Here is a 26,945-nt window from a genome sequence, read left to right on the forward strand (position 1 = left end):
CGGGCGGGGTCAGAGCCCGTCCTTGCGCGCGGACTTCAGCGCCGCCTCCATCACCGCCTTCGCGACCGGGGCCGCGCTGCCGCCGCCGCTGATGTCGCCGCGGTCCGCCGACGCCTCCTCGACGACCACCGCGACCGCCACCGAGGGCTCGGGCTCCTGGGGGGCCTGCGCCCAGGAGACGAACCAGGCGTACGGCGTGCCGGCGTTGCCGATGCCGTGCTGGGCGGTGCCCGTCTTGCCGCCCACCGTCGCCCCGGGCACGGCGGCGTTGGCGCCGGTGCCCTTCTCGACGACCTGCGTCATCATCTCCCGCAGCCGCCCCGCCGTGCCGGGGTTCATCGCCTGCCGCAGGGTCCGCGGGCCCGAGGCGGACACCACGTCGCCGTCGTCCGTGGTCGTCCGCTCCACCAGGTACGGCGCCTTGATCGAGCCGCCGTTGGCGACGGCCGCCGCGACCAGCGCCATCTGGAGGGGCGTCGCCCGGGTCTCGTACTGGCCAATGGCGGAGAGCGCCAGCTGTGCCTTGTCCAGGGACGGGTCGAAGTAGCTGGCCGAGACGGGGGAGGGGATGCGAAGGCCGCCGCCGTCGAAGCCGAACCTCCGCGCGGTCTCCACCATCGGGCCCAGCCCCGTGTCGACGCCGAGCTTGGCGAAGACCGTGTTGCAGGACCACTGGAAGGCGTGCCGCAGCGAGGCGCCGGCGCAGCCGTCCGCCTCGTCGGTCAGCCGGGTGTTCGTGCCCGGCAGGGTGTACGGGCTGGGCGACTTCGTCGGCGCGTCCGGGTCCGTCACCGCCCCCGAGTCCAGCGCGGCGGCCGCCGTCACCACCTTGAACGTCGAACCCGGTGGATACGTCTGGCGGATCGCGCGGTTCAGCATCGGCTTGTCGGGCGCGCCGTTCAGCCCCCGCCACGCCTTCGCCACCGCCCGGCCGTTCCCCGAGAGCCGCTCCGGGTCGTAGCTGGGCGTGCTGACCAGCGCCAGGATCTTCCCGGTGGACGGCTCGACCGCCGCCACCGCCCCCCGCTTGCCGCCGAGCCCGGAGTAGGCGGCCCGCTGCACCGCCGCCCTGATGGTCGTTTCCACCGTGCCGCCGGGGTTTCGCGCGCGCGTGACGTCGTTCCACAGGGGGAGCGGGGCGAGCATCGGGTCGGTGCCGGAGAGGATGCCGTCCTCGGCGTTCTCCAGGAAGGTCGTGCCGTACATCTGCGAGGCGTAGCCGGTCACCGGGGCGTACAACGGCCCGTTGTTGTACGTACGTTCGTACCGCAGCTGCTCCCCGGTGTCCTTGGAGCCGGTGATCGGACGTCCGTCGACGAGGATGTCGCCGCGCGGCTGCTCGAAGCGGGCAATGGCCGGGCGCCGGTTGGCGGCGTTGCCGTCGAGCGACGCGGAGTCGACGACCTGCACGCGGGCGGCGTTGACGAGCAGCGCGAGCAGCAGCAGCGCGCACAAGGCCGAGGAGTGCCTGATGTACCGGGTCACGGGGCGGCCTCGCCGACGGGCTGGGCGCGGGCCGAGTCGCTGAGCCGGATGAGCAGCGCCACGATGATCCAGTTGGTGACGACCGACGAACCGCCCTGCGCGAGGAACGGCATCGCCATGCCGGTGAGCGGGATGAGCCCCATGACGCCGCCGGCGATCACGAAGACCTGGAGCGCGATGATCGAGGCGAGTCCGATCGCGAGCAGCCGCCCGAAGGGGTCGCGCACCGCGAGGCCCGCGCGGAAGCCGCGCTCGACGAGGAGGGCGTAGAGCAGGAAGATCGCGCAGAGCCCGGCGAGGCCCAGCTCCTCGCCCGCCGTCGCCAGGATGAAGTCGGACTTCGCGGCGAAGCCGATCAGGATGGAGTGCCCGAGCCCGAGCCCGGTGCCGAGCATCCCGCCGGCCGCGAACGCGAAGAGGGACTGGGCCAGCTGGTTCGGCCCCTCGCCCGCGTCGATGGAGGCGAAGGGGTGCAGCCAGTCCTGGACGCGGCTGTGCACGTGCGGTTCGAGCGAGCCGACGGCGAAGGCGCCGAGCGCGGCGAGCAGCAGGCCGACCGCGATCCAGCCGATGCGGCCCGTGGCGACGTACAGCAGGATCACGAAGAGCCCGAAGAAGAGCAGCGAGGTGCCGAGGTCGCGCTCCAGGACGAGGACGGCGACGCTCAGCAGCCAGATGGTGACGATCGGGCCGAGGACGCGGCCGGTGGGCAGCTGGAGGCGGCGGAACCGCCACAGGGTGCGGCCCGTGAGGGCGAGCGCGTTGCGGTTGGCGGCGAGGTGGCTGGCGAAGAAGACCGCGAGCAGGACCTTGGCGAACTCGCCCGGCTGGATGGACAGGCCGCCCAGCCTGATCCAGATCCGGGCGCCGTTCACGGCCGGGAAGAAGATCGGCACGATCATCAGGAGCAGCGCGGTGACCACCGAGACGTAGGCATACCGCTGGAGCACGCGGTGGTCGCGCAGGGCGAGCACCGCGGCGATGAAGAGCGCCACGCCGACGGTCGACCAGATCAGCTGGGCGGGCGCGGCCTCGTCGTGCGGGGTCTGGAGGTCCAGGCGGTAGATGAGCACCAGGCCGAGGCCGTTGAGGAGCACCGCGATGGGCAGCAGCAGCGGATCGGCGTACGGGGCGCGGAGGCGGACGGCGAGGTGCGCGAGGAGGGCGAGCACACCGAGCCCGGCGCCGTAACCGGCGGCGCCGGGCGGGACGGTGCCGTTCCTCGCGAGGCCGACGGCGCAGTAGCCGTACACGCAGAGCAGGACGGCGACGACGAGCAGGGCCAGCTCCGTGCCGCGGCGCCGGGGGACGCGGACGGCGGGGACCGCGGGGGGTGCGGCGCCCACTCGTGTTCCGGTCATGCCCGGAACGTAGCAAGCAACCTGCCCCGAAGTCTGCTTATGCCGTATATGTCGACTATCGCCGTACGGCGGCTACGGATGCCGCTGCCGCGGCCCCGCACGGTGATGGGGCGTCAGCACCAGCGCGGCGACTTCCCGATGTTGGCGATGTAGTTCGCCGAGCCCCAGGCCCAGGTCCCGTCGGTGAGCAGGTACCAGTGGTTGGTACGGCCCACGCGGTCGCCCTTCGTCTTGCAGTAGATGGTGACGACCTTGCCGTGGGGCTCGGTGCGGACCACGCGGCCGCCGCGGGTCGGGGCGTCGCGGAGCAGCAGCCCCGACTTGGCGGTCACGCGGCCCTTGTAGACGGGCGCCTTGTAGTCGGTGACCGGTGCCTTCCGGGCGGTGGCGTGCGCGTTCTGGCCGGTGGCGTGCGCGTTGCGGCCGGGGTCGTCCTGGGCGGCGGCCGGGACGGTGGCGCCGTACGCGGCGAGGGCGGCGCCGGCGACGAGTACGCCGAGCCGGGTGGCGGTGGTGCGCAGGGGCATGGGGCCTCCTCGGGAGAAGGGGGACAGGCGGCGCCTCGCGGGGGCGCGAAGGCCGCATGTCACAGTAAAAGCGGCACTCCGGGTGCGCGCACGCTCACGTGGTGCTTTCGGAGCCGTCCGCCTGGTCCTCGGCCGGGCACTCGTCGAAGGGCAGCCTCAGCGTCGCCACCGCCCCGCCGTCCGGGGCGTTGGAGAACGTCAGCCGGGCGCCGAGGACCGCGGCCTGGCCGAGCGCGATGGTCAGGCCGAGGCCGTGCCCCTTGCTGGTGCCCTCGGTGCGGAAGCGCTGCGGCCCGTGCTCCACCAGGTAACCGGGGTAGCCGTCGCCGTGGTCCCGCACGGTCACGACCGGCCCGTCGACCGTCACCACCACCGGCGCCCGGCCGTGCTTGAGCGCGTTGGCGACCAGATTGCCGAGCACCCGCTCCAGGCGCCGCCGGTCGGTCTCCACGCACACGTCACGGACGACGACCAGCTCCGTGCCCTCGCCGGAACCCCGCACCACACGCTCCGCCAACGGGGCGAGCTGATGGGCGTCCAGGTCCACGTGCTCGCTCTTCGCGTCGAGCCGGGAGATCTCCAGGAGGTCCTCGGTCAGCGTGCGCAGCGCGGCCACCCGGTCCCGCACCAGCTCGGTGGGGCGGCCGGGCTCGAGGAGTTCGGCCGCCGCGTGCAGCCCGGTCAGCGGCGTCCGCAGCTCGTGCGCCACGTCGGCGGTGAACCGCTGCTCGCTCAGCAGCTTGCCCTGGAGCGAGGACGCCATGGTGTCCAGCGCCCCGGCGACCGCGGCCACCTCGTCCTGACGGCGTGCCGGGTCCTTGGTGCGCGGGTCGTTGACGCGCGCGTCGAGGTCGCCCGCGCTGATCCGCCGGGCGACCTGCGCCGTCTGGTGCAGCCGCCGGGTCACCCGCGTCACGGCGAACGCGCCGACCAGCAGCGTCGCCCCGATCGCGAGGACGGAGGAGCCGAGGATCGCCCGGTCGAGTCCGTCGATGGTGCGGGCGCCCTGCGCGTAGTCGACCTGGACGGCGATGGCGCGGCCCCCGTCGGCGGGCCCCGCCGCCCACATCGTGGGCCGCGAGTCGTGGGCGGCGACCATCGTGCCGCGCTCCCCGCTCAGCGCCAGCTCACGCAGCGGCGCGGGCAGGCCCTCGGGGTCGACGCCCGCGCCGGAGCCGAGGCGGTCGCCCGCCTCATAGCGCTCGGTGACCTCCGTCAGCCGGTCGAGGGCCCGCTCGCGGGCCTGGCCGACGGTCTGGTTGGTCACCGAGACGTGCACGAGCATGCCGAGCAGCGCGGCCAGCGCGCAGCACATCACGGTGATGAAGACGGCCGCCTTCCAGGTGAGCGTCGCCGTCCAGGCGGGGAGCCGCGGTCCGCGCGGCCGGCGCCGGATCACCGCGCCCCGCTCTCGGCAGGGGCCGGGCGGGGCGTCTTGGGCCGCCGCGCGTGCGTCGAACGCACGATCTCGTCGCGCGTCGGCAGCATCGTCTTCTGGTGCGCGTCCCAGGACCACACCGTGTGGTACTCGTACCCCGGCAGGCTGGAGACGGCGCGGATGATCAGCGCGCGCCCGGCCAGTTCCACGCCGAGCACGGCGTCGCTCATCTCCATGATCTGCGTGAGCCGCCCCTCCTGTTCGGCGTAGACGCGGATGTCGAGGTTGTCATCGGGTGTCGAGACGCCGACGATCAGGTCGTCCTTGCCGTCGCCCGTCAGATCGCGGTAGTACGCCTTGAGGACCGGGCACCGTCCCCGCGCGCCGGAGTCCTTCTCGGCGCAGTCGTCGAGCCGCTCGACGGTCTGCTCGTAGACGGAGTCCGCGGTGTCGTACGTGCCCGGATTCTGCTCGAAGTCGGCCCGGACCACGTCGGCCGGGTCCACCTTGCGCAGGTCGCCGCCGGGGACCCGCACGCCTTTGACCCGCACGCTCTCTATGGCGCCGTAGTCCTCGGCGGGCGCGGACGGCGCCGGCAGGTCGGGCCACAGGTGCGTGGGGCCCTGGGCGCTGGGCGTCGCACCGGCGCCGCGCAGCCCGCCGGGGTCGCCGCACCCGCCGGCCAGGGCCGCGGCGAGCGCGGCGAAGGCGGCGGTGAGCGCGAGCCGGCTGCGGTTCACTGCACTCCTGCCTGCCGCGGGGTGCGGCCTGTCGTCACGGCGGCCGGCCGTGGGTTCAGGAGACCAGGTCGGCGTAGAGGATGATGTTGTCAGACCGGTGGCCGCCGACGATCGGCCCACCACAGGTCAGCAGGCGCAACTCGGGCCGCGCGGTCGCCCCGTACACCTTATGGGTGGGGAAGTCCTTCTTGTCCACCTGCTGGATCTCCCGCACCCGGAACCGCGCGGTGCCGCCGTCCGCACGCGGTACGTCGATGGCGGCGCCGATGCCGATCTTCGCGACGTGCCGCATCAGCGCGGGGCCGTTCACCGTGTCGTAGTGCGCGACGAGCACGGCGGGGCCCTTCTCGCCGGGCGTCACCGAGCCGGTCCACCAGCCGGGCTCCTGAGCCTTGTCCACCGGCGGCACCCGCAGCTGTCGGTCCGGGCCGAGACCGAGCCGGAGCATCGACGTCGCGTCGACGCCAGCCGCCGGGATGCGCAGCCCGGTCGGCGCGGAGGCCTTCAGCGGGGCCGAGGCCTGCTGGGCCCGCGCCGCGGCGGCGTCGGCCACCGTGACAGGCGGGGCCGGGTCGCCCGTGCCGCCGCCCTGTCCGCAGGCGATCAGGGCGATGCCCAGCGCGGCGGTCAGGCCCGAGGCGACGGCGATGCGGCTGCCGTGCCGGTGCGAGTCCGGGCCGGACCCGGCGGCGGGGGAGGTGTGCACGCGGGGGCTCCTCTGACGGGAGTGCGGGAGTGCGGGAGTGCGACAGGGGGCGGGCGGGGAGGACGGCACCCCGGTCAGGCATCCGTGCGGCCGCGGCGCAGCATCGCGTAACCGAGCCCCGCGGCCCCGGCCGCCGCCATGCCGCCGCCCGCGGCGAGGAACACCGGGTTGCCCGCGCCCCGGGCCCCTTCGGCTCCGGCCCCGACACCGCCGCGCGGGGTGGGAGACGCGGCGTCGTCCCCGCCGTCGAGGGGCGTGACACCGATGTGTCCGTTGGACGGGTACAGCTCGTAGCGCACGCCGCTCTCGGTCACCGTGGGGTGCCGGGCGGAGAGGGTGGCGATCTGCTGGTCGCCCACCGAGAGCGTCGCGACGTAGGAGCCGTCACGGTCGCGCACCTCGGCCCTGGCGCCATGGCCCAGCACGACCTCGCGGCCCTTGGCCGCGCCCGGCCCGGGGCTCGGCGCAGGCGCGCCCGCGAAGGCCCCGGCGGCCGGCGCGAGCAGCACACCGCCGACGAGGGCGGTGACGGCGGCGGCGTGGAGGGCGTGGCGGCGGGTGCTCACGGGACGTTCCTTCGGTCGGTCTGCTGCTCCGGGCGGATGCCACCGAAGCTAGACGCCCGCCATTGCGGCCTCCCGTCGGACATGTAACAACGCGCCATACCTGTGCGGGCGGTGTGGTTACGGGACCGGGGCGAGTCCCGCCCGGCAGGGGCCGGGTCCTTGCCCCGGCGGCCCACCGGCTGGTCCCATGGTCGGGGGGTGATGCGACATGAGCGGCCTGCGCGTCGTACCGGCCTGGCGGCACGGACAGGAGCGGTTGTACGTCTGTCTCGCGGGCGGCGGGAACGTCGCCTGGTACGACCGGGACAGCGCCCGGGTGAACCTGCTCGGCGAGGAACATGAGGCGGAGGTCCTGCGCGTCCTCGCGCCGTTCCTCGTCGGCCCCGTCACGGTGGGCCCGCCTCCGGTCCCCACCCCCGCCGACCTGGCCCGGCTCGCCCTGCACCCCGACGACGACCTCGCCCCGAACCGCCCCGGCGAGGCCCTGCACATCGCCCTGGAGCGCGACCCGGCGCCCGCGCGCAGGCTCCGCGCCGACCCCCGGCACCGGGCGCTCGCCGCGGAGCAGGCGGTCGGCGAGGCCCTGGACGGCCTGGAGGGCGCGGGCTGGCGCGCCCTGCACTCGCTGCCCCTGTCCGGCGGCTCCCGCATCCAGCACCTGCTGATCGGCCCCGGCGGCCTGTTCTGCGTGGCCGCCCTCGCCGTCCGCAAGCAGCGGGTGCGCATCGCCGACCCGATGGTGACCGTGGGCCGCCGCGCCCCCGTCCCGCTGCTGCGCACGCTGCGCTCCGAGGCGAGCCGCGCCTCCTTCGCACTCACGGCGGAGGTCCGGCCCGTCCTGGTGCTGGCCGGAACGGGCGCGGCGGGCCCGGAGGCGGCGCACTCCCCGCGCGACGTGCGGGTGCTGGGCGTCGGGGAGCTGCCGGCGCTGGCCCGCCTGGGCGGTGTCCTGAAACCCGCCGACGTGGCGGCCCTGCACGCCCTGGCCAGGGACCGCCGCACCTGGCGGCGGGTGTGAGCCGCCGTCACCGGTGGCTCAGAGGTTGTCCCCCCAGCCGCCCTGGATCATCGTCTGGAAGGCCCACGCCCCGCCGCGCCTGATCAGAACGTCGGCGTAGCGCAGCCGCCGCGTCTCGCCGCCCGCCGTCATCACCGAGTCGGTGAAGACGACGGCCATCGCGGGGGAGAGGAAGACGGGTGTGCGCGTGGACTCGAAGGCGATGTCCTCGCCGCCGTCCCCCATCACCTGGGTCATCGTGCGGACGAACTGCTCGCGGTCCCACTGCGCGGCCCGGCCGTCGCCCGCGGAGTCGTCGCTGACCAGGTTGAGCGGGAAGACGGCCAGGTCGGCCATGCGCTCCACGTCGCGCTTGGCGCTGTGTCCGTCGTACGCGGCGAACCAGGCGTCCAGGCTCGCGCGGTCCTCGGCGGTCGGCATGTATCCGGTCTCGGGCAGAAGGGTCACGCGGTCTCCTCGTCGAAGGCAAGCTCATCAACTTTGACTACTGACGGAGAAGGTATGCCTCGACGACGCTCTAGTCAAACTTGAATAGGGGTGACGCCGGTCACACCGGGTCAGCGGAACCGGACCACCACCGCTGTCGCGTGCCGCGTCGTGTTCTGCCGGACCTCGACCATCACCACGGGCTCTGGGGGCAGCGCCGCGTACGTCAGGTCGCCGATGCCGATCGCGGTCGCCACCCCCTCGCCCACCGGCTCCGGCAGCGCCCGCGCGGCGGTCGACCGCACCGCCGGGGAGAGCGGGGACGACACGACGGGCGTGCCGTCACCGGGCAGGGCGAGGACCAGGGCCTGGGGGCGGGCCGGGTTCCCCGTGCAGCCCACCACCACGGCGTCCCGGGTGTCGCTGTGCCGCAGCTTCAGCCACGCGCGCGTGTCGCCCCGGTACGCCGAGTCCAGCCGCTTGATCACCAGGCCCTCCACGCCGGTCTCCGGCAGCGTCTCGTACCAGGTCAGGGCCAGTTCCCTGTCGGTCGTCGACGGCACCGCCTGGAGCGGCGGACCCCAGGGCGCCAGCAGCCGTACGAGCCGCGCGCGCCGCTGGGCGTACGGCAGCCGGCGGCAGTCCTCGCCGCCCTCCGCCAGCAGGTCGAAGGCGGCGTACGAAGCGGGCAGGGTGCGCGCGAGGACACCGGCACGCGCGCGCGTGGCCGCCGCCCGCTGCTGCACGGCGGCGAAGTCGATGCGCCCGCCGGACCACACCACGACCTCGCCGTCGAGCACGGTGCCCTCGGGCAGCCGGGCCGCGGCCTCGGCGAGGTCGGGGAAGGCGCTGGTGACGGTCCGCCCGGAGCGGGCCTGGAGGGTGACCTTGCCCCCCGGGCCGCGCAGCACGACCATGCGGTGGCCGTCGAACTTGGGCTCGTACGCCCAGCCGCCGCCCTCCGGCAGCGCGCTCACCGCCTCCGCGAGGGCGACCCGTACGGGCTGCTGCACGCTCATCGCGGGGCCTTGGCGGGCAGCGGTCTCGCCTCGTCGCCGGTGAGGAGGGGGCCGAGCAGGTCGCCGTGGTCCCGCAGCCGGGGCGCCATGTCGTCCGCGGTGAACACGAGCTGCTCCGGCTCCTCGCAGGCCTCGATCTCCGCCCAGGTCACCGGGGCGGAGACGGTCGGCTCGGGGCGGGCCCGCAGGGTGTAGGGCGCGGCGGTGGTCTTCGCGGCGGCGTTCTGGCTGAAGTCGACGAAGACCTTGCCCGGCCGCAGGCTGCGCGTCATGCGGTGCACGACGAGCGCGGGCATCTCCTGCTCGGCCTGCACGGCCAAGGTCTTCGCGTACGCGCTGACCCGTTCGGAGGGCGTCGGCTCCAGCGGCACGAGCAGATGGAGGCCCTTGCTCCCGGAGGTCTTCGCGTACACGTGGAAGCCGTCGGCGGTCAGCCGTTCGCGCAGCCAGAGCGCGGCCCGGCAGCACTCGACGACGGTCGCGGGCGGCCCGGGGTCCAGGTCGAGGACCAGCCGGTCGGCCCGCGCCGGGGCGTCGGCGCGCCACTGCGGCGTATGGAACTCCGTCACCAGGTTGGCCGACCACATCAGCGACGGCAGGTCCTGTACGAGGATCTGGCGCGTCGGCCCCTCGGAGCGGGGCACCTCGGCGGTACGCACCCATTCGGGGGTGCCCGGCAGCACGTTCTTGGTGAAGAAGCGCTGGCCGTCGGGTCCGTCGGGATAGCGCAGGAAGGACAGCGGCCGGTCCAGGAGGTGCGGGAGAAGGACGTCGGCCGTGCTGGCGTAGTAGTGCAGCACCTCGCCCTTGGTGAAGCCGCTCGCGGGATAGATGACCTTGTCCAGGTTGCTGAGCGAGATCCGTCGCCCCTCCACCTCTGTGATCGGCGTCATACGATGAGACTCCCATAAAACGCCCAGAACCAGATGAACAGTGCATATCTTCACCCCCTCAGCGAGAGGTCCCGGAACGTGCGATCCATATGGAACGGTGCGATCTCCTTCGGCCTGGTCAGCATCCCGATCAAGCTCGTGAACGCCACCGAGAACCACTCGGTCTCCTTCCGCCAGATCCACACGGAGGACGGCGGCAGGATTCGCTACCGCAAGGTGTGCGAGCTGGAGGAGCGCGAGGTGACCTCGGCGGAGATCGGCAAGGGGTACGAGGACGCGGACGGCTCGATCATCCCGATCACGGACGAGGACCTGGCCGCGCTGCCGATCCCGACGGCCAAGACGATCGAGATCGTCGCCTTCGTCCCGGAAGACCGCATCGACCCGCTCCAGATCGACGCGGCGTACTACCTCTCGGCGAACGGCGTCCCCGCCGCCAAGCCGTACACCCTGCTGCGCGAGGCGCTCAAGCGGAGCCAGAAGGTGGCCATCGCCAAGTACGCGCTGCGGGGCCGGGAGCGGCTCGGCATGCTCCGCGTGGTCGACGACGTGATCGCGATGCACGGACTGCTGTGGCCGGACGAGATCCGGGAGCCGGAGGGCGTGGCACCCGAGGCCCAGGTCACGGTCCGCGACGCCGAACTGGACCTGGCGGACGCGCTGATGGACACCCTCGGTGAGGTCGACATGGCCACGCTCCACGACGACTACCGCGCGGCGGTCGAGGAACTCATCGCCACGAAGGTCGAGGGCGGGGCCCCCGCCGAGAAGGCCCCGGCCGGCGAGGCGGGCGGCGGCAAGGTCATCGACCTGATGGCGGCCCTGGAGAACAGCGTCCGCGCCGCCCGCACCGCCCGCGGGGAGGCCGCGGGCTCCGACGAGTCGGCCGAGGCCGGGGCGTCCACCGGGTCCGGGGCGGAGGCGGAGGTCACCCGGCTGGGGGACCGCCGCGCCAAGAAGGCCTCGTCGTCCGCGTCGCCTTCGCCGTCGGCGCGCAAGACGGCTTCGGCGCGCGGGTCGGCGCCCGCCGCCCCCAAGGAGGTCGGCGGCAAGAAGTCGACGTCGACCGCGGCGAAGAAGAAGGACGCCCCGGCCAAGAAGGCGGCGACGAAGTCCACGGCGACGGCCCGCAAGGCGACGGCGGGGAAGGCCGAGACGGGCAAGGCGGGCACGGGCAGGGCGGCCGCGGGCAAGGCGACGGCGGGCAAGACGGCGGCCAAGACCTCGGCCAAGAAGACGGCCCAGAAGAAGTCGGAGCCGGCGAAGAAGACCGCGGCGAAGCGCCGCGCCTCGGCCTGACGCGGCGAGCGGCCGTGCCATTCCGGATGCCACCGCGGTGGACACGGAAGGGAAAATCGTAAAATTCGGCCGCCGAGTGGAGAGCCCCTTGGCGGGGAACTTCGTGAAACAAGTCGCATAAGTCACCGCGTGAATACGGTCAAACCCCACCCTCTCGCCCTTCCCGGTTCTGTGATCTGCATCACACTCGCTTGATGGAATTAGATATTCCGCGCAATGATCCCTGCGGACACAAGGGGATTCTTCAGTATTTCCGGGGGGTTCGAGGTGTATGGCAAATAATCCGTTCGAGGACGACGACGCCGAATATCTGGTGCACGTGAACGACGAGAATCAGCACACCCTTTGGCCCGTCGGTCCCGACATCCCGGCCGGATGGACCCTCGTACAAGAGGCGAGTTCACGGGCCGATTCCCTGGCCTACGTCGAGGAGCACTGGACCGATATGCGTCCGGCGAGTCTGATATCCGGCCCCTGACGTGACGGATCGCGAAAAAGCGGACGGAAAAGCGGTGCCGCGGGGCGGGGAAAAGCAGACGGCGGGACGTTTCGACGGCATCGGGCCCCTGCTGCTCGTCTGGTCGGGACAAGCCGTCTCACTGGTCGGAAGCGCTGTTCTCAGATTCGCTTTCATCATCGAGGTGTGGTCCACCGGAGAGCAGGCGTCCGCCGTCACCGCGCTGTCCCTGTGCGCCGTGCTTCCGCAGGCGCTGTTCAGTCCGTTCGCGGGCGCGATCATCGACCGCATTCGTAAACGGTCCGCACTCCAGATCGCGGACGCCGGCGGCATCCTGGCCGTCGGTCTGCTCGCCCTCGTGCACTTCTTCGGCGGCGGCCTGGAACCGTGGCAGGTCTACCCCGCCACCGTGCTGCTCGGCATCTCCGCCGCCTTCCAGCTCCCCGCGCTCACCGCGGCCGTCCCGCTCCTGGTGCGCAAGGACCAGCTCGGCCGGGCCAACGGCCTGTTGGCGGGCGCCCGCAGTGCCGCGGGCATCTGCGGCCCGGCGCTGGGCGGCGTCATGATCGCCCTGTCCGGGATCGGCACCGTCCTCGTCATCGACCTGGCCAGCTACGCCTTCGCACTGATCGGCGTACGCGTCGTGCGGATGCGGGGCGACAAGGTCCCCGAAGGCGCCGGCGCCCCGCGCGCGAAGATCACCGCCGAGGCCGTGGAGGGCATGCGCTACCTCTTCCGGCAGGCGAGCCTGCGCGACATGACCGTCAACTTCTGCGTGGTCAACCTCGTCATGGTCTTCGGCTTCGCCGTCGTCCAGCCCATGGTGCTGCTCCGGTCCGGCAACGGCGCGCTCGCCGCCGTGAACAGCGCGATCGGGCTCGGCGGCGTCGTCGGCGGCCTGGTGATGGCCGCGTGGGGCGGACCGAAGAACCGCGGCCGCGGCATGATGCTCGGCATCCTCGGCATGTGCCTGTCTGCGCAGATCGGCATGTCCCTGGTCGGCGGAGTCGTCGGCTGGTGTGCGGCCATGCTGGTCGGCGCGGCGCTCATGACGGTCGTCAACGCCTCGATGCAGTCGATCGTGCAGACCAAGGTGCCCCATGAATGGCAGGGCCGGGTCTTCGGCGCGGTGATGTTCCTGTCGCAGATCTCCGGGCCGCTGGCCATGGCGTTCTCCGGGCCGCTCGCCGACGGCCTCTTCGAGCCGCAGGCCGCCGACGGAACCGGGGTCTTCGTGCTGCTCGGCCCCCTCTTCGGCGACGCGCCCGGCAGCGGCATGGCGGGGATGCTCTTCCTCGCCGGCGTCGCGGGGCTCGCGGTCGCGCTCTGGGGCCTGGCGAGCCGCTCGATCCGGGACATCGACGTACTGCTCCCGGACGTCGGCACCGCCACCGATGCCGACGGCGGGACCGAGCGCAAGGGCGGTGAGAAGGATGACGCGGTGCGTGCATGAGCTCTTCGAGGAGCAGGCGTCACGGACCCCCGGCGCGACCGCCCTCGTCCACGACGGCGAACGGCTGACGTACGCCGAACTCGACGCCCGCGCCGACCGGTTGGCGGGCCTCCTGTCGGACCGCGGGGTGCGGCGCGGCGACACCGTCGGCGTGTACCTGGAGCGCTCCGCGGAGCTGGTCGTCGCGGTCCTCGGCACGCTCAAGGCAGGCGCCGGATACGTGCCGCTCGACCCCGGCTTCCCGGCCGCGCGGCTGCGCGGCATGGCGCGGGACGCCGGCATCGCGGCGGTGCTCGCGCGGCGCGGAGCGGAACCCGGGCCGTCCCGGTCCGGGAGAGCGCCGGTGATGCACGTCGAGGACGCCGCGCACGCCCGGCCGTTGGCGCGCGGCGCGGTGCGGGCGGCGCCGGACGACGTGGCCTGCGTGATGTTCACCTCCGGGTCGACCGGGCGGCCGAAGGGCATCGTGGCCCCGCACCGCGCCGTCACCGAGACGCTGACCGGCCAGGACTTCGCCTCCTTCGGGCCGGGCGCGGTGTGGCTCCAGTGCGCGCCCGTGTCGTGGGACGCGTTCGCGCTGGAGCTGTGGGGGCCGCTGCTGGGCGGCGGGACGTGCGTACTGCATCCGGGGCGGCGCCCCGACCCGGTGGTGATCGCGCGGCTCGTCGCCGCGCACGGGGTCACGTCCATGTACCTGTCCGGGTCCCTGTTCAACGTGATCGTCGACGAGTACCCGCGCGCCCTCGCCGGGCTGCGTGAACTGATCGTCGGCGGCGAGGCGTTGTCGCCCCCGCACGTCGCCCGCGCCCTGGAGCGCCAGCCGGGCCTGCGGCTCAGCAACGGCTACGGCCCCGTCGAGTGCATGGTCTTCCTCACCGTCCACCGCGTCACCCCCGAGGACGTCCGCGACGGCCGTCCGGTGCCGATCGGCCGTCCGCTGGCGGGCAAACGGCTGTACGTCCTCGACGAACGGCTGCGGCCGGTCGCCGACGGAGTCACCGGCGAGCTGTACGCCGCGGGGGCGGGCCTCGCCCGCGGCTACTGCGACGCGTCGCTGACGGCGGAGCGGTTCGTGGCCGGACGGGACGACGGCCCCGGCCCCGGCGTACGCATGTACCGTACCGGCGACCTGGCACTCCGGCGCCCCGACGGCACCTTCGAGTACCGGGGCCGGGCCGACGACCAGGTGAAGATCCGCGGCTTCCGCGTGGAACCCACCGAGGTCGAGGCGGCCCTGCTCCGCCACTCCGGGGTCGACCGAGCCGCGGTGATCGCCGCCCGCGCACAGACGGACGGCGAACGTCAACTCGTCGCGTACGTGGTGCCGACGGGGCGGGCCGCGGCTCGGCGTGGCGGGGATTCGGGCGGGGGCGACGGGGATTCGCGGGGCGGCGGCCAGGACACCGGAGCGTGGCACCCCCTCACCGAAGCCGACCTGCGCGGCCACGCCGAGCGTCAACTCGCCGACTTTCTCGTGCCCGCCGTCTTCGTCATCCTGGACGCGCTTCCCCTGACGGCCGGCGGGAAGCTGGACCGGGCCGCGCTGCCGGTACCCCGGGGTGTAGTCGGCTCCGGGGGCGGGGTTCCGCGTGCGGCGGTCGATGCCTCGCGGGGTGAGACGGTCCGTGTGCTGTGCGGGGTCTTCGCCGATGTCCTCGGGGTCACCTCGGTCGGCGCGGACGACGACTTCTTCGCCCTGGGCGGGCATTCGCTGCTGGCCGCGCGGGTGCTCGGCCGTGTGCATGCCCGGCTGGGCGCCGAGCTGGACCTTCGTACGCTCTTCGCGGCACCCACCCCGGCCCGCCTGGCACCGCACGTCGACGCGGCCGCCAAGTCCCCCCTGCCGCCCACCACATCGCCCCACGCGGACGGCGACCCGCTCCCCGTCTCGCACGCCCAGCACCGCCTGTGGTTCCTCGACCGGCTCGGCGCCGGAGTCGCGTACAACCTGCCCATGCTGGTGCGGCTGCGCGGTGCGGTCGACGTGGACGCGCTCGCCGGCGCCCTCGCGGACGTCGCCGCCCGGCACGAGGTGCTGCGTACCGTCTTCGACGAGGTGGACGGCTCTCCCGTGCGGCGCGTGCTGGACGGAGCCGAGGCGCGGCCGCCGTTCCGGCACGTCACCGTGACGGAAGGCGAGTTGACGTCCGCCGTCGGTGCCGCCGCGCGGCACCGCTTCGAGTTGGGGCATGAGCTGCCTGTGCGGGCAACGCTGTTCAGCCTCCAGGAGCGGACCGACACGCACGCGCTGCTCGTCCTGGTCCACCACATCGCCGGGGACGGCTGGTCCCTCGCCCCGCTCTTCCGCGACCTCTCGCGCGCCTACGCCGCGAGGGCCGGGACGGGCAGGCGGGCAGCGGGGCTGCCGCCCCTGCCCGTCACCTACGCCGAGCACGCCCGCCGCCACCCGGCGCGCCTCGGCTCCCCGACCGACCCCACTTCACTCGCCGCGCGCCAACTCGGCCATTGGCGGGAGGCGTTGAGCGGAGCCGACCCCGCAGGGCCGCTGCTGCCCCGCCGCCCCGAGCGGCCCGCCGTACCGGGACCCGCCGCCGCGACCGTGGTGCGCCGGCTCGACGCGGCCGCCCACGCCCGCCTCGTGGACGCCGCCCGCGCCGAGGGCGCCACCCTCTTCATGGCCCTCCACGCCGCGCTCGCCGCCGCCCTCGCGCGGGCCGGCGCGGGGGAGGACCTGGTGATCGGCACCCCCGTGGCCGGGCGCGCGGGGGACGGCAGCGTCGAGGACATCGTCGGGTTCTTCGTGAACATGCTCGCCCTGCGCGTCGACGTGTCCGGCGGCCCGACCGCGCGGCAGCTGCTCGCCCGGGTCCGCGAGAGCGACCTCGGCGCCTTCGCCCACCAGGACGTGCCGTTCGAGCAGGTGGTGGGCGAGCTGAACCCGCCGCGCGTACGGGGACGGCAGCCGTTCACCGACGTCGTGCTCGCCCTCCAGAACAACGCGCGCGCCGAAGTGGACCTGCCCGGCGCCGACACCGGCGTCGAGGTGGTGCGCACCGGCGAGGCCCGCTTCGAACTGCTCGTCGACATCACCGAGGCGACGGGACCCGGCGGCGCCCCCGAGGGCCTCACGCTCACCTTCGAGTACCGCGCGGACTCCCTGGAGGAGCGCTTCGTGACGTGGCTCGCCGACGCGCTGCCCCAGGCCCTGGAGGCGGCCGCCGCGGCACCGGAGACCCCCGTCGGCGACCTCGTCCCCGCGGGGCCCCCGCGCCGCGCGGACGAGCGGGACAGGGTCACGGTCCCGCGAGCGGCAGCGGTCGCTGCCGCCACCGGCCCTGTCACCCCGCTGGAGCGGGAGGTCGCCGCCGTCTGGGCCGACGTGCTCGGCGTCCCGGACATCGGCCGCGACGACGACTTCTTCGCGCTCGGCGGCAACTCGCTGCGCGCGGTGCGGGTCGCCGCCCGCCTCACCACCGGCACCAGGACCGTCACGGCCACGCAGCTCTTCACCGCCCCCACCGTCGCCGCCCTCGCCGCCGAACTGGCCAGGGCGCCCGTCACCACCGGCCCCGCGCCCGTCCCCATCCCGAGGCGGCCGCGCGTACCCCGCCGACAGGACCAGCGGAGTCACCGCAGCGACCCCAGTGACCTCAGCGACCTCAACAGCGAGCAGGAGGAGAGGCCGTGGACCTCAGCGTGATGTTCTTCGGCGCGGACAGCGGTTCCGACAGCGCCGCGGGCAGCGCTTCGGATGGCGGCCCGCCCCATGGGTCCGGCACCGCCCCGTCGCACGCCCAGACCTACGACGACATCCTCACCCTCGCCCGCGCCGCCGACCGCCTCGGCTTCCACGCCGTCTGGACCCCGGAGCGCCACTTCCAGCAGGTCGGCCAGGTCTTCCCCAGCCCGCCCGTGCTCAGCGCGGCCCTCGCCGTCGCCACCGAGCGCATCAAGATCCGCGCGGGCAGCGTCGTCCTGCCCCTGCACCACCCGCTGAAGGTCGCCGAGGAGTGGGCGGTCGTCGACAACCTCTCGCACGGCCGGGCCGGCCTCTCCGTCGCCACCGGCTGGCACTCGACCGACTTCACCCTCGCCCCCGGCCACTACGAGGACCGCAGGCGCCGCACCCTCGAAGCCGTGCCGGAGCTGCGGCGGCTGTGGGCGGGCGAGGCCGTCACCTACCCGGACGGCACCGGGCGGCCCGTCGCCGTCGTCCCCCAACCACGCCCCGTACAGCGGGAGCTGCCGCTGTGGATCACCACCTCCGGGAACCCCGAGACCTGGGAGACCGCCGGGCGGCTGCGCGCCGGAGTGCTCGGCGCGACCGTCGGACAGACCAGGGACGAACTGGCCGACCGGATCGACCGCTACCGCACGGCCTGCGCCGCCGCCCCCGACCAGGCGGGCACCGACGCGCACGGCCGCGTGACCCTGATGGCGCACACCTACGTCGGCGCGGACGACGCCGAGGTGCACCGCCTGGCCGCCGCGCCCCTGAAGGCGTACCTCGCCTCGTATCTGCGCCAGACCGCCGCCAACCGCGCGGCAAAGGCCCGCGAGGGCGGTGAGCTGACCGGTGAACAGACCGCGCTGCTCGCCGAGTTCGCCTTCCGGCGCTATCTGAACTGGGGCAGCCTGCTCGGCTCGCCCGGCACCTGCGCCAAGATGCTCGCCGACCTGCGCGACCTCGGCTGCGACGAGGTGGCCTGCTTCATCGACTTCGGCATCGGACGGGACGAGGTAGTCGCGGGGCTGCACCGCCTCGCCGAGCTGAGAGAGGCCGCACTGTGACCCGGAACCACCCCTCCATGGCCGACCGCTTCAGCGCGCTCAGCAGCGAGCAGCGGGTCCGGCTGATGCGCCGCCTCGTCGAGGCCGGCCGCACCCAAGAGATCCCCCGGGTCGTCCCGCCCCGCGACAGCGCCGGAGCCGTGCCGCTCAGCCCCGCCCAGCGGGACCTGTGGGTCTACGAGTCGCTGTATCCCGGCACCCCGGCCCTCAACCTCTGCTGCGCCTACCACTTCGACGCGGCGGACGGCCCGGTCGACCCCGCCCACCTGGAGGCCGCGCTCACCCTCGTCCAGAGCCACCACGACATCCTGCGCACCCGGATCTCCGGCACGGCGGACGACCCGCGCGTCGACTTCCCCGACGAGGGCCCTTTCGTCCTGGAGCGCGAGGACTTGCGCGGCACGGCCACCACCATCGAAGAGGCCTTCCGCGCCTTCCGCCGCCGCCCCTTCGACCTCACCGCCGACCGGCTGATCCGGGGCCGCTTCGTCCGCGTCGACGAGACCCGTACGACGCTGATGCTGAGCCTGCACCACATCATCACCGACTGGTGGTCCTTCGACGTGCTGCAGAGCGAGTTCGCCGAGGCGTACCGCGCCGTGCGCGAGGGCGCCGAGCCGAAGCTGAGCCGGCCCGCGATCCAGTACGCCGACTTCGCCTCCTGGCAGGGCGAGCTGGAGGCCGCCGGGGTCTTCGACGACCGCCTCGCCTTCTGGCGCCGCTATCTCGCCGATCCGCCGGGCCCGCTGACCGTGCCGGGGCACGGGGACCCCGAGGCGGGCGGCGAGGACGGCATCGTCCAGATCCGCTTCCGGGTCGACGCGGACACCACCCGCGCCGTCCGCGCGCTGGCCCGCGAGCGTGGCGCCTCCGTGTACGTCGTTCTCATGACGGCCTTCGCGGTCCTCGCGCACCGCGTCACCGGCACCGACGACCTGGTGCTCGGCACCCCGGTCGCCAACCGCTCCGCCAAGGGCCTGGACCAGGTCATCGGCTACGTGATGAACGCCGTGCCGACCCGCTGGCGCATCACCGAGGACGACTCCTTCGCCGACGTCCTCGCCCGCTTCGGCGCCGACTTCCCCGCCCTCATGGCGGGCGCCGACCTGCCGGTGGGCCGCATCGTCTCGGCCGCCGCGCCCGAACGCAGCGCGGGCCGCTCCCCGCTCTTCCAGTGGGTGTTCATGCACCTGACGGAGCAGCCGAGCGTCTCGGCCGTACGGGAGTTCGCCGAGCCCGAGCGCATCCACACCGGCGGCGAGCACGACCTGGTGGGCGTCGTGCGGGACAGCGGCGACGGCATGGACGGCAGCTTCGAGATCCGCACCGACCTGTTCGCCCCGGCGGCGGTGGCCCGCTGGGCGGACAGCTATCTCACCCTGCTCCGCCACGTCACCGCCGCCCCGGCCACCCCCCTGCGGGACCTCGACGTGCTGCCCGGCGCCGAACGCCGCCGCCTGCTCGCCCTGGCGCACGGACCGGCCGCCCCGGCACCCGAGTCGCTGCCGGACATGGTCGCCCGGCACGCCGCCCGCACACCCGACGCCCCGGCCCTCGAAGCCGACGGCACCCACCTCACGTACGCCCAACTGGCCGACCGCGTCGACCGCTTGGCGGCCCGCCTGGTCCGTGGCGGCGCCGGACCCGAGCGGACCGTCGCCCTCGCCCTCGGACGCGGCGCCGACCTCCCGGTGGCCGCGCTGGCCGTGCAGCGGGCCGGTGCCGCGTACCTGCCGGTCGACCCCGACCACCCGGCCGAGCGGGTCCGCCGTGTCCTCGACGACGCAGCGCCCGTGCTCCTGGTCACCGACGCGCGCACGGCCGCCGCGGGCGTCCTGCCGCCGACGGACGTACCGTGCCTCGTCCTGGGCGACGACGAGCGCGGCGGGGCGTACGCGGGTGAGCCTTTGGCGCCCGCGTCGGCCGCCGTGCAGGGGGCCGGTGCCGCGTCCCTGTCGGTCGACCCCGATCATCCGGCCGAGCGCGGCGGGGCGCACGTGGGTGAGCCTTTGGCGCCCGCGTCGGCCGCCGTGCAGCGGGCCGGTGCCGCGTCCCTGCCGGTCGACCCCGACCATCCGGCCGAGCACGGCGACGCGTACGCGGGTGAGCCCCTGGCGCCCGTGCCCCTCGACCCGGCGCACGCCGCCTACGTCATCCACACCTCCGGCTCCACCGGCACCCCCAAGGGCGTCGTCGTCACGCACGCCGGGATCGCCGCGCTCACCCGCGGCCTCACCGACCGCTTCGCGCTGGACGCGGACGCGCGGGTCCTCCAGCTCGGGTCACCGGCGTTCGACATCTCCGTCGCCGAGATGTGCATGGCCTTCGGGCCCGGCGCCACCCTCGTCGTGCCGCCGCCGGGGCCCCTCGTCGGGGAAGGCCTCGGCACGTTCCTCGCCGAGCGGCGGATCTCCTGCGCCATGGTGCCGCCGTCCGTCCTCGCGACCGTGCCCGAGGGGCCCTACCCGGCGCTGCGCGCGCTCGCCGTCGGCGCCGAGGCCTGCCCGCCCGCCCTCGTGGCCCGCTGGGCCGTCGCGGGGCGCCGCGTCCACAACGCCTACGGGCCCACCGAGGCCACCGTCGCCGCCACCCTCAGCGGCCCCCTGACCGCCGACGGCACCGCCCCGCCCCTCGGCACCCCGGTCCCCGGCACCGCCGCCCATGTCCTCGACGCGCGGCTGCGGCCCGCGCCCACCGGGGTCGCGGGCGAGCTGTACCTCTCCTCGCCGGGCCTGGCCCGCGGCTATCTCCACCGGCCGGGCGCCACCGCCGAACGCTTCGTCGCCGACCCCTACGGCCCGCCCGGCTCCCGCATGTACCGCACCGGCGACCTGGCGTACCGCGACGACGACGGCACCCTGCACTACCTGGGCCGCACCGACGACCAGATCAAACTGCGCGGCCTGCGCGTCGAACCCGGCGAGATCGCCGAGGCCCTCGCCCGGCACCCCTCGGTGGCACGCGCCGCCGCGGCCGTCCGCGAGGACGCCGACGGCCGGCCCCAGCTGACCGGCTACGCCGTGCCCGCCCCCGGCCACACCGTCGACCCGACCGCCCTCCTCGCGCACGCCGCCACCCTGCTGCCCGCGCACATGGTGCCCTCGGACGTCGTGGAGCTGCCCGAACTGCCCCTGACCCGCAGCGGCAAGCTCGACCGCGCCGCCCTGCCCGCACCACGGACGGCCGCCACCACGCGGGCCCCGGCCTCCGTCCGCGAGAAGGAGCTGTGCGGCCTCTTCGCCCGCGTCCTCGGCGTCGGCGAGGTGGGCGCCGACGACGACTTCTTCCGGCTGGGCGGCGACAGCATCATGGCCATCCAGCTCGCGGGCCACGCCTCGGCGGCCGGCCTCGTCCTCGCCCCGCGCGACGTGTTCACCCTGCGTACGCCCGCCCAACTGGCCGTCCACGCGCGGTCCTCGGACGGCGCCGGCCCGGACGCGTCGGACACCGGTGTCGGCCGCTTCCCGCTCACGCCCGTGATGCGGTGGTGGCGCGAACAGGGCGGCGACCCCTGGGCGTTCACCCAGTCGATGGCGTTCCCCGTGCCGCCCGGCACGGGCCGGGAGCGGATCGAGGCCGCGGTGCGCGGACTCACCCGGCGCCACGGCGCGCTCCGGATGCGGCTGCTCGCGCCGGAGGCCGAGATGGAGGTCGTCGAGGAGGCGCCGCCCGGCGTCGGCGTCGCGCGCGTGGAGGTGGCCGACGAGGCCGAAGCCCGCGCCAGGGCACGGAAGGCGGCGGCCGGTATCCGCCTCGCCCCGGAGGACGGCGAGATGCTGCGGGCCGTCTGGTTCGACGCCGGACCGGGGCGGCGCGGGCTGCTGCTCCTGACCGTGCACCACCTGGCCGTCGACGGCGTCTCGTGGCGGGTCATCGGACCGGACGTGGCGGCCGCCCTCAGCGGTGCTCCGGCCGACGCGACGGCCGCCCCGGCGACCTCCTTCCCCCGCTGGGCCGCGCTGCTCGCCGAGGAGGCCGTGCGCCCCGAACGCGCGGCGGAGGCGCAGTGGTGGCACAGCCGTCTCGCGGCGGCGGACGAGGCGCGGTTCACCGCGGGCCGCGGCGCGCGGTCCCGTCGGGCGGCCCTCACCGTGGAGCTGCCCGCGGATCTCACCGCGGCCGCGCTCACCACGCTGCCCGCCGCCTTCAACTGCGGGCCGGACGCGGTGCTCCTCACCGCGCTGGTCTCGGCGGCCGTACGCAGGCGGGGCACCGGCACCGGCCTGCTCGTGCACCTCGAAGGGCACGGCAGGCAAGCGCTGTCGGCGGCGGCGGACGTGTCGCGGACGGTCGGCTGGTTCACCACGCAGTACCCGGTGCTGCTCGACCCGTCCGCGCTCGGCTCCGGGGGGACGGGGAGGGGCGCGTCCGTCGAGGCGCTCAAGGCGGTGAAGGAGCAGCTGCGGTCCGTGCCCGACGGCGGCATCGGCTGGGGCCTGTTGCGCCACCTCAACCCGGACACCGCCCCGGCCCTCGCCGAACTCCCCGTCCCGGACGTGCGGTTCAACTACCTCGGCCGACTCACCGCACGGGACGCGGCGGGCGGCGAACTGCTCGACGCGGGCGCCGACGCCGTACCGCTCGGCCACGCGGTCGAGATCGACGCCCTCGCCCTGGAGGGCCCGGACGGGCCGCGGCTCGAGGCGACGTTCTCGTACGCGCAAGGGGTCCTCGCCGAGGACGAGGTGCGGGAGCTGGCACGGCTGTGGCGCGAGGCCATCGCCGTCCTCGTGCGGGAGACGGAGGAGGGCGGCCCGGTCGGCGCCACCCCGTCGGACTTCCCGCTGGCCGGGCTCTCGGCCGACCAACTGGCCATGCTGGAGGGCGACTTGGCGGACCTCGCCGAGCCGTCTTCGACGGAACCGGAGGACGGCCGGTGAGCGGGCGCATCGCCGACGTCCTGCCGCTCACGCCGGTCCAGGAGGGGCTGCTCTTCCACGCCGTGCGGGACCGCGAAGGGGCCGACCCGTACCTGGTCCAGGCCCGCTTCCGCCTCGGCCCCGGCCTCACCGCCGAGACGGTACGGGACGCCGTCACCGCGCTCCTGGACCGGCACCCCAACCTGCGCGCCTGCTTCCGCCACGAACGCCTGGACCGCCCCGTGCAGGTGATCCCGCACACGGTCCCGCTGCCCTGGCGGGAGGCCGACCTGACCGGGCGCACCGAAGCTGAAGCGGCCGCGGCGGTCGAGGAGCTGCTGGCCGAGGACCGTACACGCCGCTTCGACCTGGCCCGCCCGCCCGTCCTGCGCGCGCTGTTCCTGCGGTACGACACCGGAAGCGAACTCCTCCTCAGCTTCCACCACATCCTGCTCGACGGCTGGTCCGTCCCGGTCCTGGAGCGGGACCTCGCGGCCCTGGTCACCGGCAGGCCCCTGCCGCCCGCCGTGCCTCACCGGCAGTACGCGCTGTGGCTGAGCCGCCAGGACCGGGGCCTCGCGGAGGCGGCCTGGAGCGAGGCGCTCGCGGGTCTGGAGCGACCGGCACCCCTCGTGCCCGAGTCACCCCCGAGCGGCCAAGCGCCGCCGGACACCGCGCGGCTGCACCTCACCGCCGAGCTGACGGCCGCCCTCACCCGGCGCGCCGCCGAGGCGGGCGTCACCCTCAACACCGTCACCCAGGCGGCCTGGGCCCTGGTGCTCGCCCGGATGACCGGTGGCCGGGACCTGGTCTTCGGCGGCGTCGTCGCGGGCCGCCCACACGACCTGCCCGGGGCCGGGGAGATGGTGGGCCTGTTCATCAACACCCTGCCGGTACGGGTGCGGCTGCGCGACGGCGAGACGACCGGCGAGCTGCTCACCCGCCTCCAGGACGAGCAGTGGCGCCTGGCGCCCCACCACCACGTGCGGCTCGCGGACGTGCAGCGGGCGGCGGGGGCGGCCGCGTCCGGCCCCGCCGGGCTCTTCGACTCCGTCCTCGCCTTCGAGAACTTCCCGCGCGGGTCGCGGGAGCCGGGGGACGACGGCCCCGACACCGTGCGCGTCACCGACGTACGCGACGCCACGCACTACCCCGTGACGCTCGCCGTCGTCGCGGGGGAGCGGGTGCTCCTGTCGGTGGGCTGCCGGCACGGCCTGGACGCGACGGCGGTCGCGGCCCGCGTCGTCCGCGCCTTCGAGCAGCTGGCGGGAGACCTCGCGACGCCGGTGGACCGCATCGACGTGCTCCCCGAGGAGGAGCGCCGGCGGCTCCTCGCGCGGTCCGCGGGGCCCCCGGCGGCGCCGGTGGACGGCCCCGCCACCGTGACCGCCCGGTTCGCCGCGCAGGTGGCCCGTACGCCGGACGCGCCCGCCGTCGAGAGCGGCGACGACGTCCTCACGTACGCCGGTCTCGACGCGGCAGCCGACCGGCTGGCGCGCCGCCTCGCCGCCGCGGGAGTCGGGCCCGGCTCCGTGGTCGGCCTGCTGCTGGGCCGCTCGCCGTCGCTGGTCGTCGCGCAGCTGGCGGTGCTGAAGGCGGGGGCGTGCTGGCTGCCGCTGGACGCGGCCCATCCGGCGGAGCGGCTCGCGCGGCTGCTCGACGGGGCGGCCGCGAGGCTGGTCCTGACGGAGGGCGAGCCGTCCGTGCCGCTGCCCGCGGGCGTGCGCACCCTGGCCGTGCGCGGCCGCTCGCCCGAGTCCGCGGAACCGGCCGCCTCGCCGCACCCCGAGGCCCCGGCGTGCGTGATGTACACCTCCGGGTCGAGCGGCGAGCCCAAGGCGGTCGTCGTCCCGCAGCGGGCCATCGTGGAACTGGCCGCCGACACGAACTTCGGCGGCGGCCACGGCCCCGGAGCGCACCACCGCGTCCTGCTGCACAGCCCGCACACCTTCGACGCCGCCACCTACGAGGTCTGGGTGCCGCTCCTGACCGGCGGCACGGTCGTCATCTGCCCCGACGAGCCCCTCACCCCCGGCCTGCTGGCACGGGTGCTGCCCGAGCGACGCGTGACGGCGCTCTGGCTCACCGCGGAGCTGTTCCGCACCGTCGCGGAGCTGGCCCCCGGCTCGCCGGGCGGCCTGCGCGAGCTGTGGACCGGCGGTGACGTGGTGGACGCCGCGGCGGTGCGCCGCGTCCGGCGGCACTGCCCCGGCACGGTCGTCGTCAACGGCTACGGCCCCACCGAGGCGACGGTGTTCGCCACGGCCCACCGCGTCCAGGGGCCCGGCCCGAGCGGCCCGCCGCCCATCGGCCGCCCGCTGGACGGCACCCGCGTCCACCTCCTGGACGCCCGGCTGCGCCCGGTGCCGGACGGCCGCGCGGGAGAGGTGTACCTCGCGGGCGCCGGGCTCGCCCACGGCTACCTCGGGCGCCCGGCCGCCACCGCCGAACGCTTCGTGGCCGACCCGTACGGCCCGCCGGGCACCCGCATGTACCGCACCGGCGACCTGGCCCGCAGAACCCCTGAGGGCACCCTCGTCTTCGTGGGGCGCGCGGACGACCAGGTCAAGGTCCGCGGCTTCCGGGTCGAACCGGCGGAGGTGGAGGCGGCTTTGACGTCCTGCCCCGGCGTGCGCCGCGCGGTGGTCGCCGCGAGGCCCGCGCCGGGCGGCGGCAAGCGGCTGGTGGCGTGGGTGGTGCCGGACGAGGAGCACGGCCGTCCGGCGCCCGGCGCGGCGGGCGGCGACCCCGGCCCGCTGGCGCACGTACGGTCGGCCGCCGCCCGTGTCCTGCCCCCGCACCTGCTCCCCACCGCCTGGGTCCGCGTCGACGCCGTGCCGCTCACCCCGCACGGCAAGGCGGACCGCGCCGCACTGCCCGACCCCCCGGCCGGACCGACGGCGGCGGCGACGCGCGCGCCGCGCACCGCCCGCGAGAAGGAACTGTGCGCGCTCTTCGGCGAGGTGCTCGGCGGTGGCACGGAGGCCGGACCGGACACCGACTTCTTCGCGTCCGGGGGCCACTCGCTGAGCGCGCTGCGCCTGGCCGGGCGGATCGAAGAGGCCTGGGGCGTACGGGTCCCCGTGGCGACCCTCTTCGCGGCACCGACGCCCGCGCGGCTCATCGCCCGCCTGGACGACACGACCGAACCCGGCGCCTTCGGAAAGAGCGGCTCCGCGAACAGCGCCTCCGCGAGCGGCGGTCCCGTACCCGGCGCCTCCCTCCCCGTCGGTGCGGAGAGCCTCGCCCCGCTGCTGGCCCTGCGCGCCGGCGGCGACCGCGCCCCCCTCTTCTGCGTGCACCCGGGGCTGGGCGTGAGCTGGGCGTACACGGCGTTGCTGCCCCACCTCGCGCCCGACCGCCCGGTCCACGCGCTCCAGACCCCGGCCCTCTCGGCAGCCGGGGCAGGACCCGCGCACCTGCCGTCCTCGGTGGCGGAGCTGGCCGAGTCGTACCTGTACCGCATCCGCGCCGTCCGGCCCCACGGCCCCTACCTCCTCCTCGGCACGTCCTTCGGCGGCCCCGTGGCCCACGAGATGGCGGTGCGGCTGCGCGCGTCCGGCGAGGAAGTGGCGCTGCTCGCCGTGGTGGACGCCATGCCGAAGCCGCCCGAGGCCGTCCGCACCCCGCTCGCGCCGGCCGTCGTCGAGGCCGAGGCCCGGCGCATCCTCCGCGAGGACGGAGCCGCGCTGGACGGCATCGGCGAGCACCGCCTGACCGCGCTCGCCGCGGCGGTCGCCCGCCACGTCGTCATCGGCAGGAGCTGGGTCCCCTCCCGCTACGACGGCACCGTGACCCTCTTCGCCGCCACCCGCGACCCCGAGGCCATCCCCACGGAGGAGAAGGCCGCCGCCTGGCGCCGCGCCGCCACGGCGGTCGCCGTCCACGAACTGCCCTGCGCCCACGCCGAGGTGCTCCACGCGGAACAGGCCGCACGGATCGCCGCGACCCTCGAAGCCGCCCTCGCCGGCCGCACCCGAACCCCCCTCCAGGGAGAGTGAACCCA

18 protein-coding genes are annotated in these 26,945 nt (G+C 75.0%); 8 read left to right on the plus strand and 10 right to left on the minus strand.

Annotated features, from left to right (window positions below; genetic code table 11):
* Positions 1 to 9 precede the first annotated feature (9 nt).
* The 7 genes from J2N69_RS25215 to J2N69_RS25245 form a co-directional block, all read right to left on the minus strand.
* Positions 10 to 1,485: a peptidoglycan D,D-transpeptidase FtsI family protein gene (locus tag J2N69_RS25215; protein WP_230902755.1), complete on the minus strand. Its 1,476-nt coding sequence runs from the start codon at positions 1,483 to 1,485 to the stop codon at positions 10 to 12.
* Positions 1,482 to 2,846 carry an FtsW/RodA/SpoVE family cell cycle protein gene (locus J2N69_RS25220; RefSeq protein ID WP_230902756.1) on the minus strand — a complete coding sequence of 455 codons (1,365 nt, stop codon included), beginning with the start codon at positions 2,844 to 2,846 and terminating at the stop codon, positions 1,482 to 1,484. Before J2N69_RS25220 ends, J2N69_RS25215 begins: the two co-directional genes overlap by 4 nt.
* Positions 2,847 to 2,959: 113 nt before the next feature.
* Positions 2,960 to 3,373: an SH3 domain-containing protein gene (locus J2N69_RS25225; RefSeq protein ID WP_230902757.1), complete on the minus strand. Its 414-nt coding sequence runs from the start codon at positions 3,371 to 3,373 to the stop codon at positions 2,960 to 2,962.
* Positions 3,374 to 3,467: 94 nt separating this feature from the next.
* Entirely contained in the window at positions 3,468 to 4,772 is a 1,305-nt protein-coding gene (locus tag J2N69_RS25230; protein ID WP_230902758.1) for a sensor histidine kinase, read from the minus strand.
* Positions 4,769 to 5,491, minus strand: coding sequence for a hypothetical protein (locus J2N69_RS25235; RefSeq protein WP_230902759.1), 723 nt, complete (start codon positions 5,489 to 5,491; stop codon positions 4,769 to 4,771). Before J2N69_RS25235 ends, J2N69_RS25230 begins: the two co-directional genes overlap by 4 nt.
* Before the next feature lie 55 nt (positions 5,492 to 5,546).
* Positions 5,547 to 6,197, minus strand: a complete 651-nt coding sequence (locus J2N69_RS25240) for a class F sortase (RefSeq protein ID WP_230902760.1) — start codon at positions 6,195 to 6,197, stop codon at positions 5,547 to 5,549.
* Between the two features lie 74 nt (positions 6,198 to 6,271).
* Complete coding sequence (locus tag J2N69_RS25245) at positions 6,272 to 6,763, minus strand: hypothetical protein (RefSeq protein ID WP_230902761.1); 492 nt, start codon at positions 6,761 to 6,763, stop codon at positions 6,272 to 6,274.
* 208 nt (positions 6,764 to 6,971) lie between these two features.
* On the opposite strand from J2N69_RS25245, the gene J2N69_RS25250 reads away from it, so the two are divergent.
* The gene (locus tag J2N69_RS25250) at positions 6,972 to 7,781 is read left to right on the plus strand and encodes a nuclease-related domain-containing protein (RefSeq protein WP_230902762.1); all 810 of its coding nucleotides are present in this window, start codon (positions 6,972 to 6,974) and stop codon (positions 7,779 to 7,781) included.
* Positions 7,782 to 7,799: 18 nt separating this feature from the next.
* Here J2N69_RS25250 and J2N69_RS25255 read toward each other — a convergent pair whose 3' ends face one another.
* The 3 genes from J2N69_RS25255 to ligD form a co-directional block, all read right to left on the minus strand.
* Complete coding sequence (locus J2N69_RS25255) at positions 7,800 to 8,228, minus strand: nuclear transport factor 2 family protein (protein ID WP_230902763.1); 429 nt, start codon at positions 8,226 to 8,228, stop codon at positions 7,800 to 7,802.
* Positions 8,229 to 8,338: 110 nt separating this feature from the next.
* Entirely contained in the window at positions 8,339 to 9,226 is an 888-nt protein-coding gene (locus tag J2N69_RS25260; RefSeq protein WP_230902764.1) for an ATP-dependent DNA ligase, read from the minus strand.
* On the minus strand, positions 9,223 to 10,119 hold the full coding sequence (gene ligD, locus J2N69_RS25265) for a non-homologous end-joining DNA ligase (protein WP_230902765.1): 897 nt from the start codon (positions 10,117 to 10,119) through the stop codon (positions 9,223 to 9,225). Before ligD ends, J2N69_RS25260 begins: the two co-directional genes overlap by 4 nt.
* A 78-nt stretch (positions 10,120 to 10,197) precedes the next feature.
* Between ligD and ku the strand changes: the two genes are divergently transcribed.
* The 7 genes from ku (at position 10,198) to J2N69_RS25300 (ending at position 26,940) form a co-directional block, all read left to right on the plus strand.
* Positions 10,198 to 11,418 carry a non-homologous end joining protein Ku gene (gene ku / locus J2N69_RS25270; protein WP_230902766.1) on the plus strand — a complete coding sequence of 407 codons (1,221 nt, stop codon included), beginning with the start codon at positions 10,198 to 10,200 and terminating at the stop codon, positions 11,416 to 11,418.
* 271 nt (positions 11,419 to 11,689) lie between these two features.
* Entirely contained in the window at positions 11,690 to 11,896 is a 207-nt protein-coding gene (locus J2N69_RS25275) for an MbtH family protein (RefSeq protein ID WP_230902767.1), read from the plus strand.
* Between the two features lies 1 nt (position 11,897).
* Positions 11,898 to 13,328, plus strand: coding sequence for an MFS transporter (locus J2N69_RS25280; RefSeq protein ID WP_230902768.1), 1,431 nt, complete (start codon positions 11,898 to 11,900; stop codon positions 13,326 to 13,328).
* Positions 13,321 to 16,989, plus strand: coding sequence for an amino acid adenylation domain-containing protein (locus tag J2N69_RS25285; RefSeq protein WP_269075632.1), 3,669 nt, complete (start codon positions 13,321 to 13,323; stop codon positions 16,987 to 16,989). The genes J2N69_RS25280 and J2N69_RS25285 overlap by 8 nt, the downstream gene beginning before the upstream one ends.
* Positions 16,974 to 18,080, plus strand: coding sequence for a MupA/Atu3671 family FMN-dependent luciferase-like monooxygenase (locus J2N69_RS25290; protein WP_230902769.1), 1,107 nt, complete (start codon positions 16,974 to 16,976; stop codon positions 18,078 to 18,080). The genes J2N69_RS25285 and J2N69_RS25290 overlap by 16 nt, the downstream gene beginning before the upstream one ends.
* Complete coding sequence (locus tag J2N69_RS25295; RefSeq protein ID WP_230902770.1) at positions 18,077 to 22,960, plus strand: non-ribosomal peptide synthetase; 4,884 nt, start codon at positions 18,077 to 18,079, stop codon at positions 22,958 to 22,960. Before J2N69_RS25290 ends, J2N69_RS25295 begins: the two co-directional genes overlap by 4 nt.
* A complete protein-coding gene (locus tag J2N69_RS25300; RefSeq protein ID WP_230902771.1) occupies positions 22,957 to 26,940 on the plus strand; it encodes a non-ribosomal peptide synthetase in 3,984 nt (1,327 codons plus the stop codon). Before J2N69_RS25295 ends, J2N69_RS25300 begins: the two co-directional genes overlap by 4 nt.
* Positions 26,941 to 26,945: the final 5 nt, after the last annotated feature.

The organism is Streptomyces huasconensis (assembly GCF_021028635.1).
Lineage (GTDB): Bacteria > Actinomycetota > Actinomycetes > Streptomycetales > Streptomycetaceae > Streptomyces > Streptomyces huasconensis.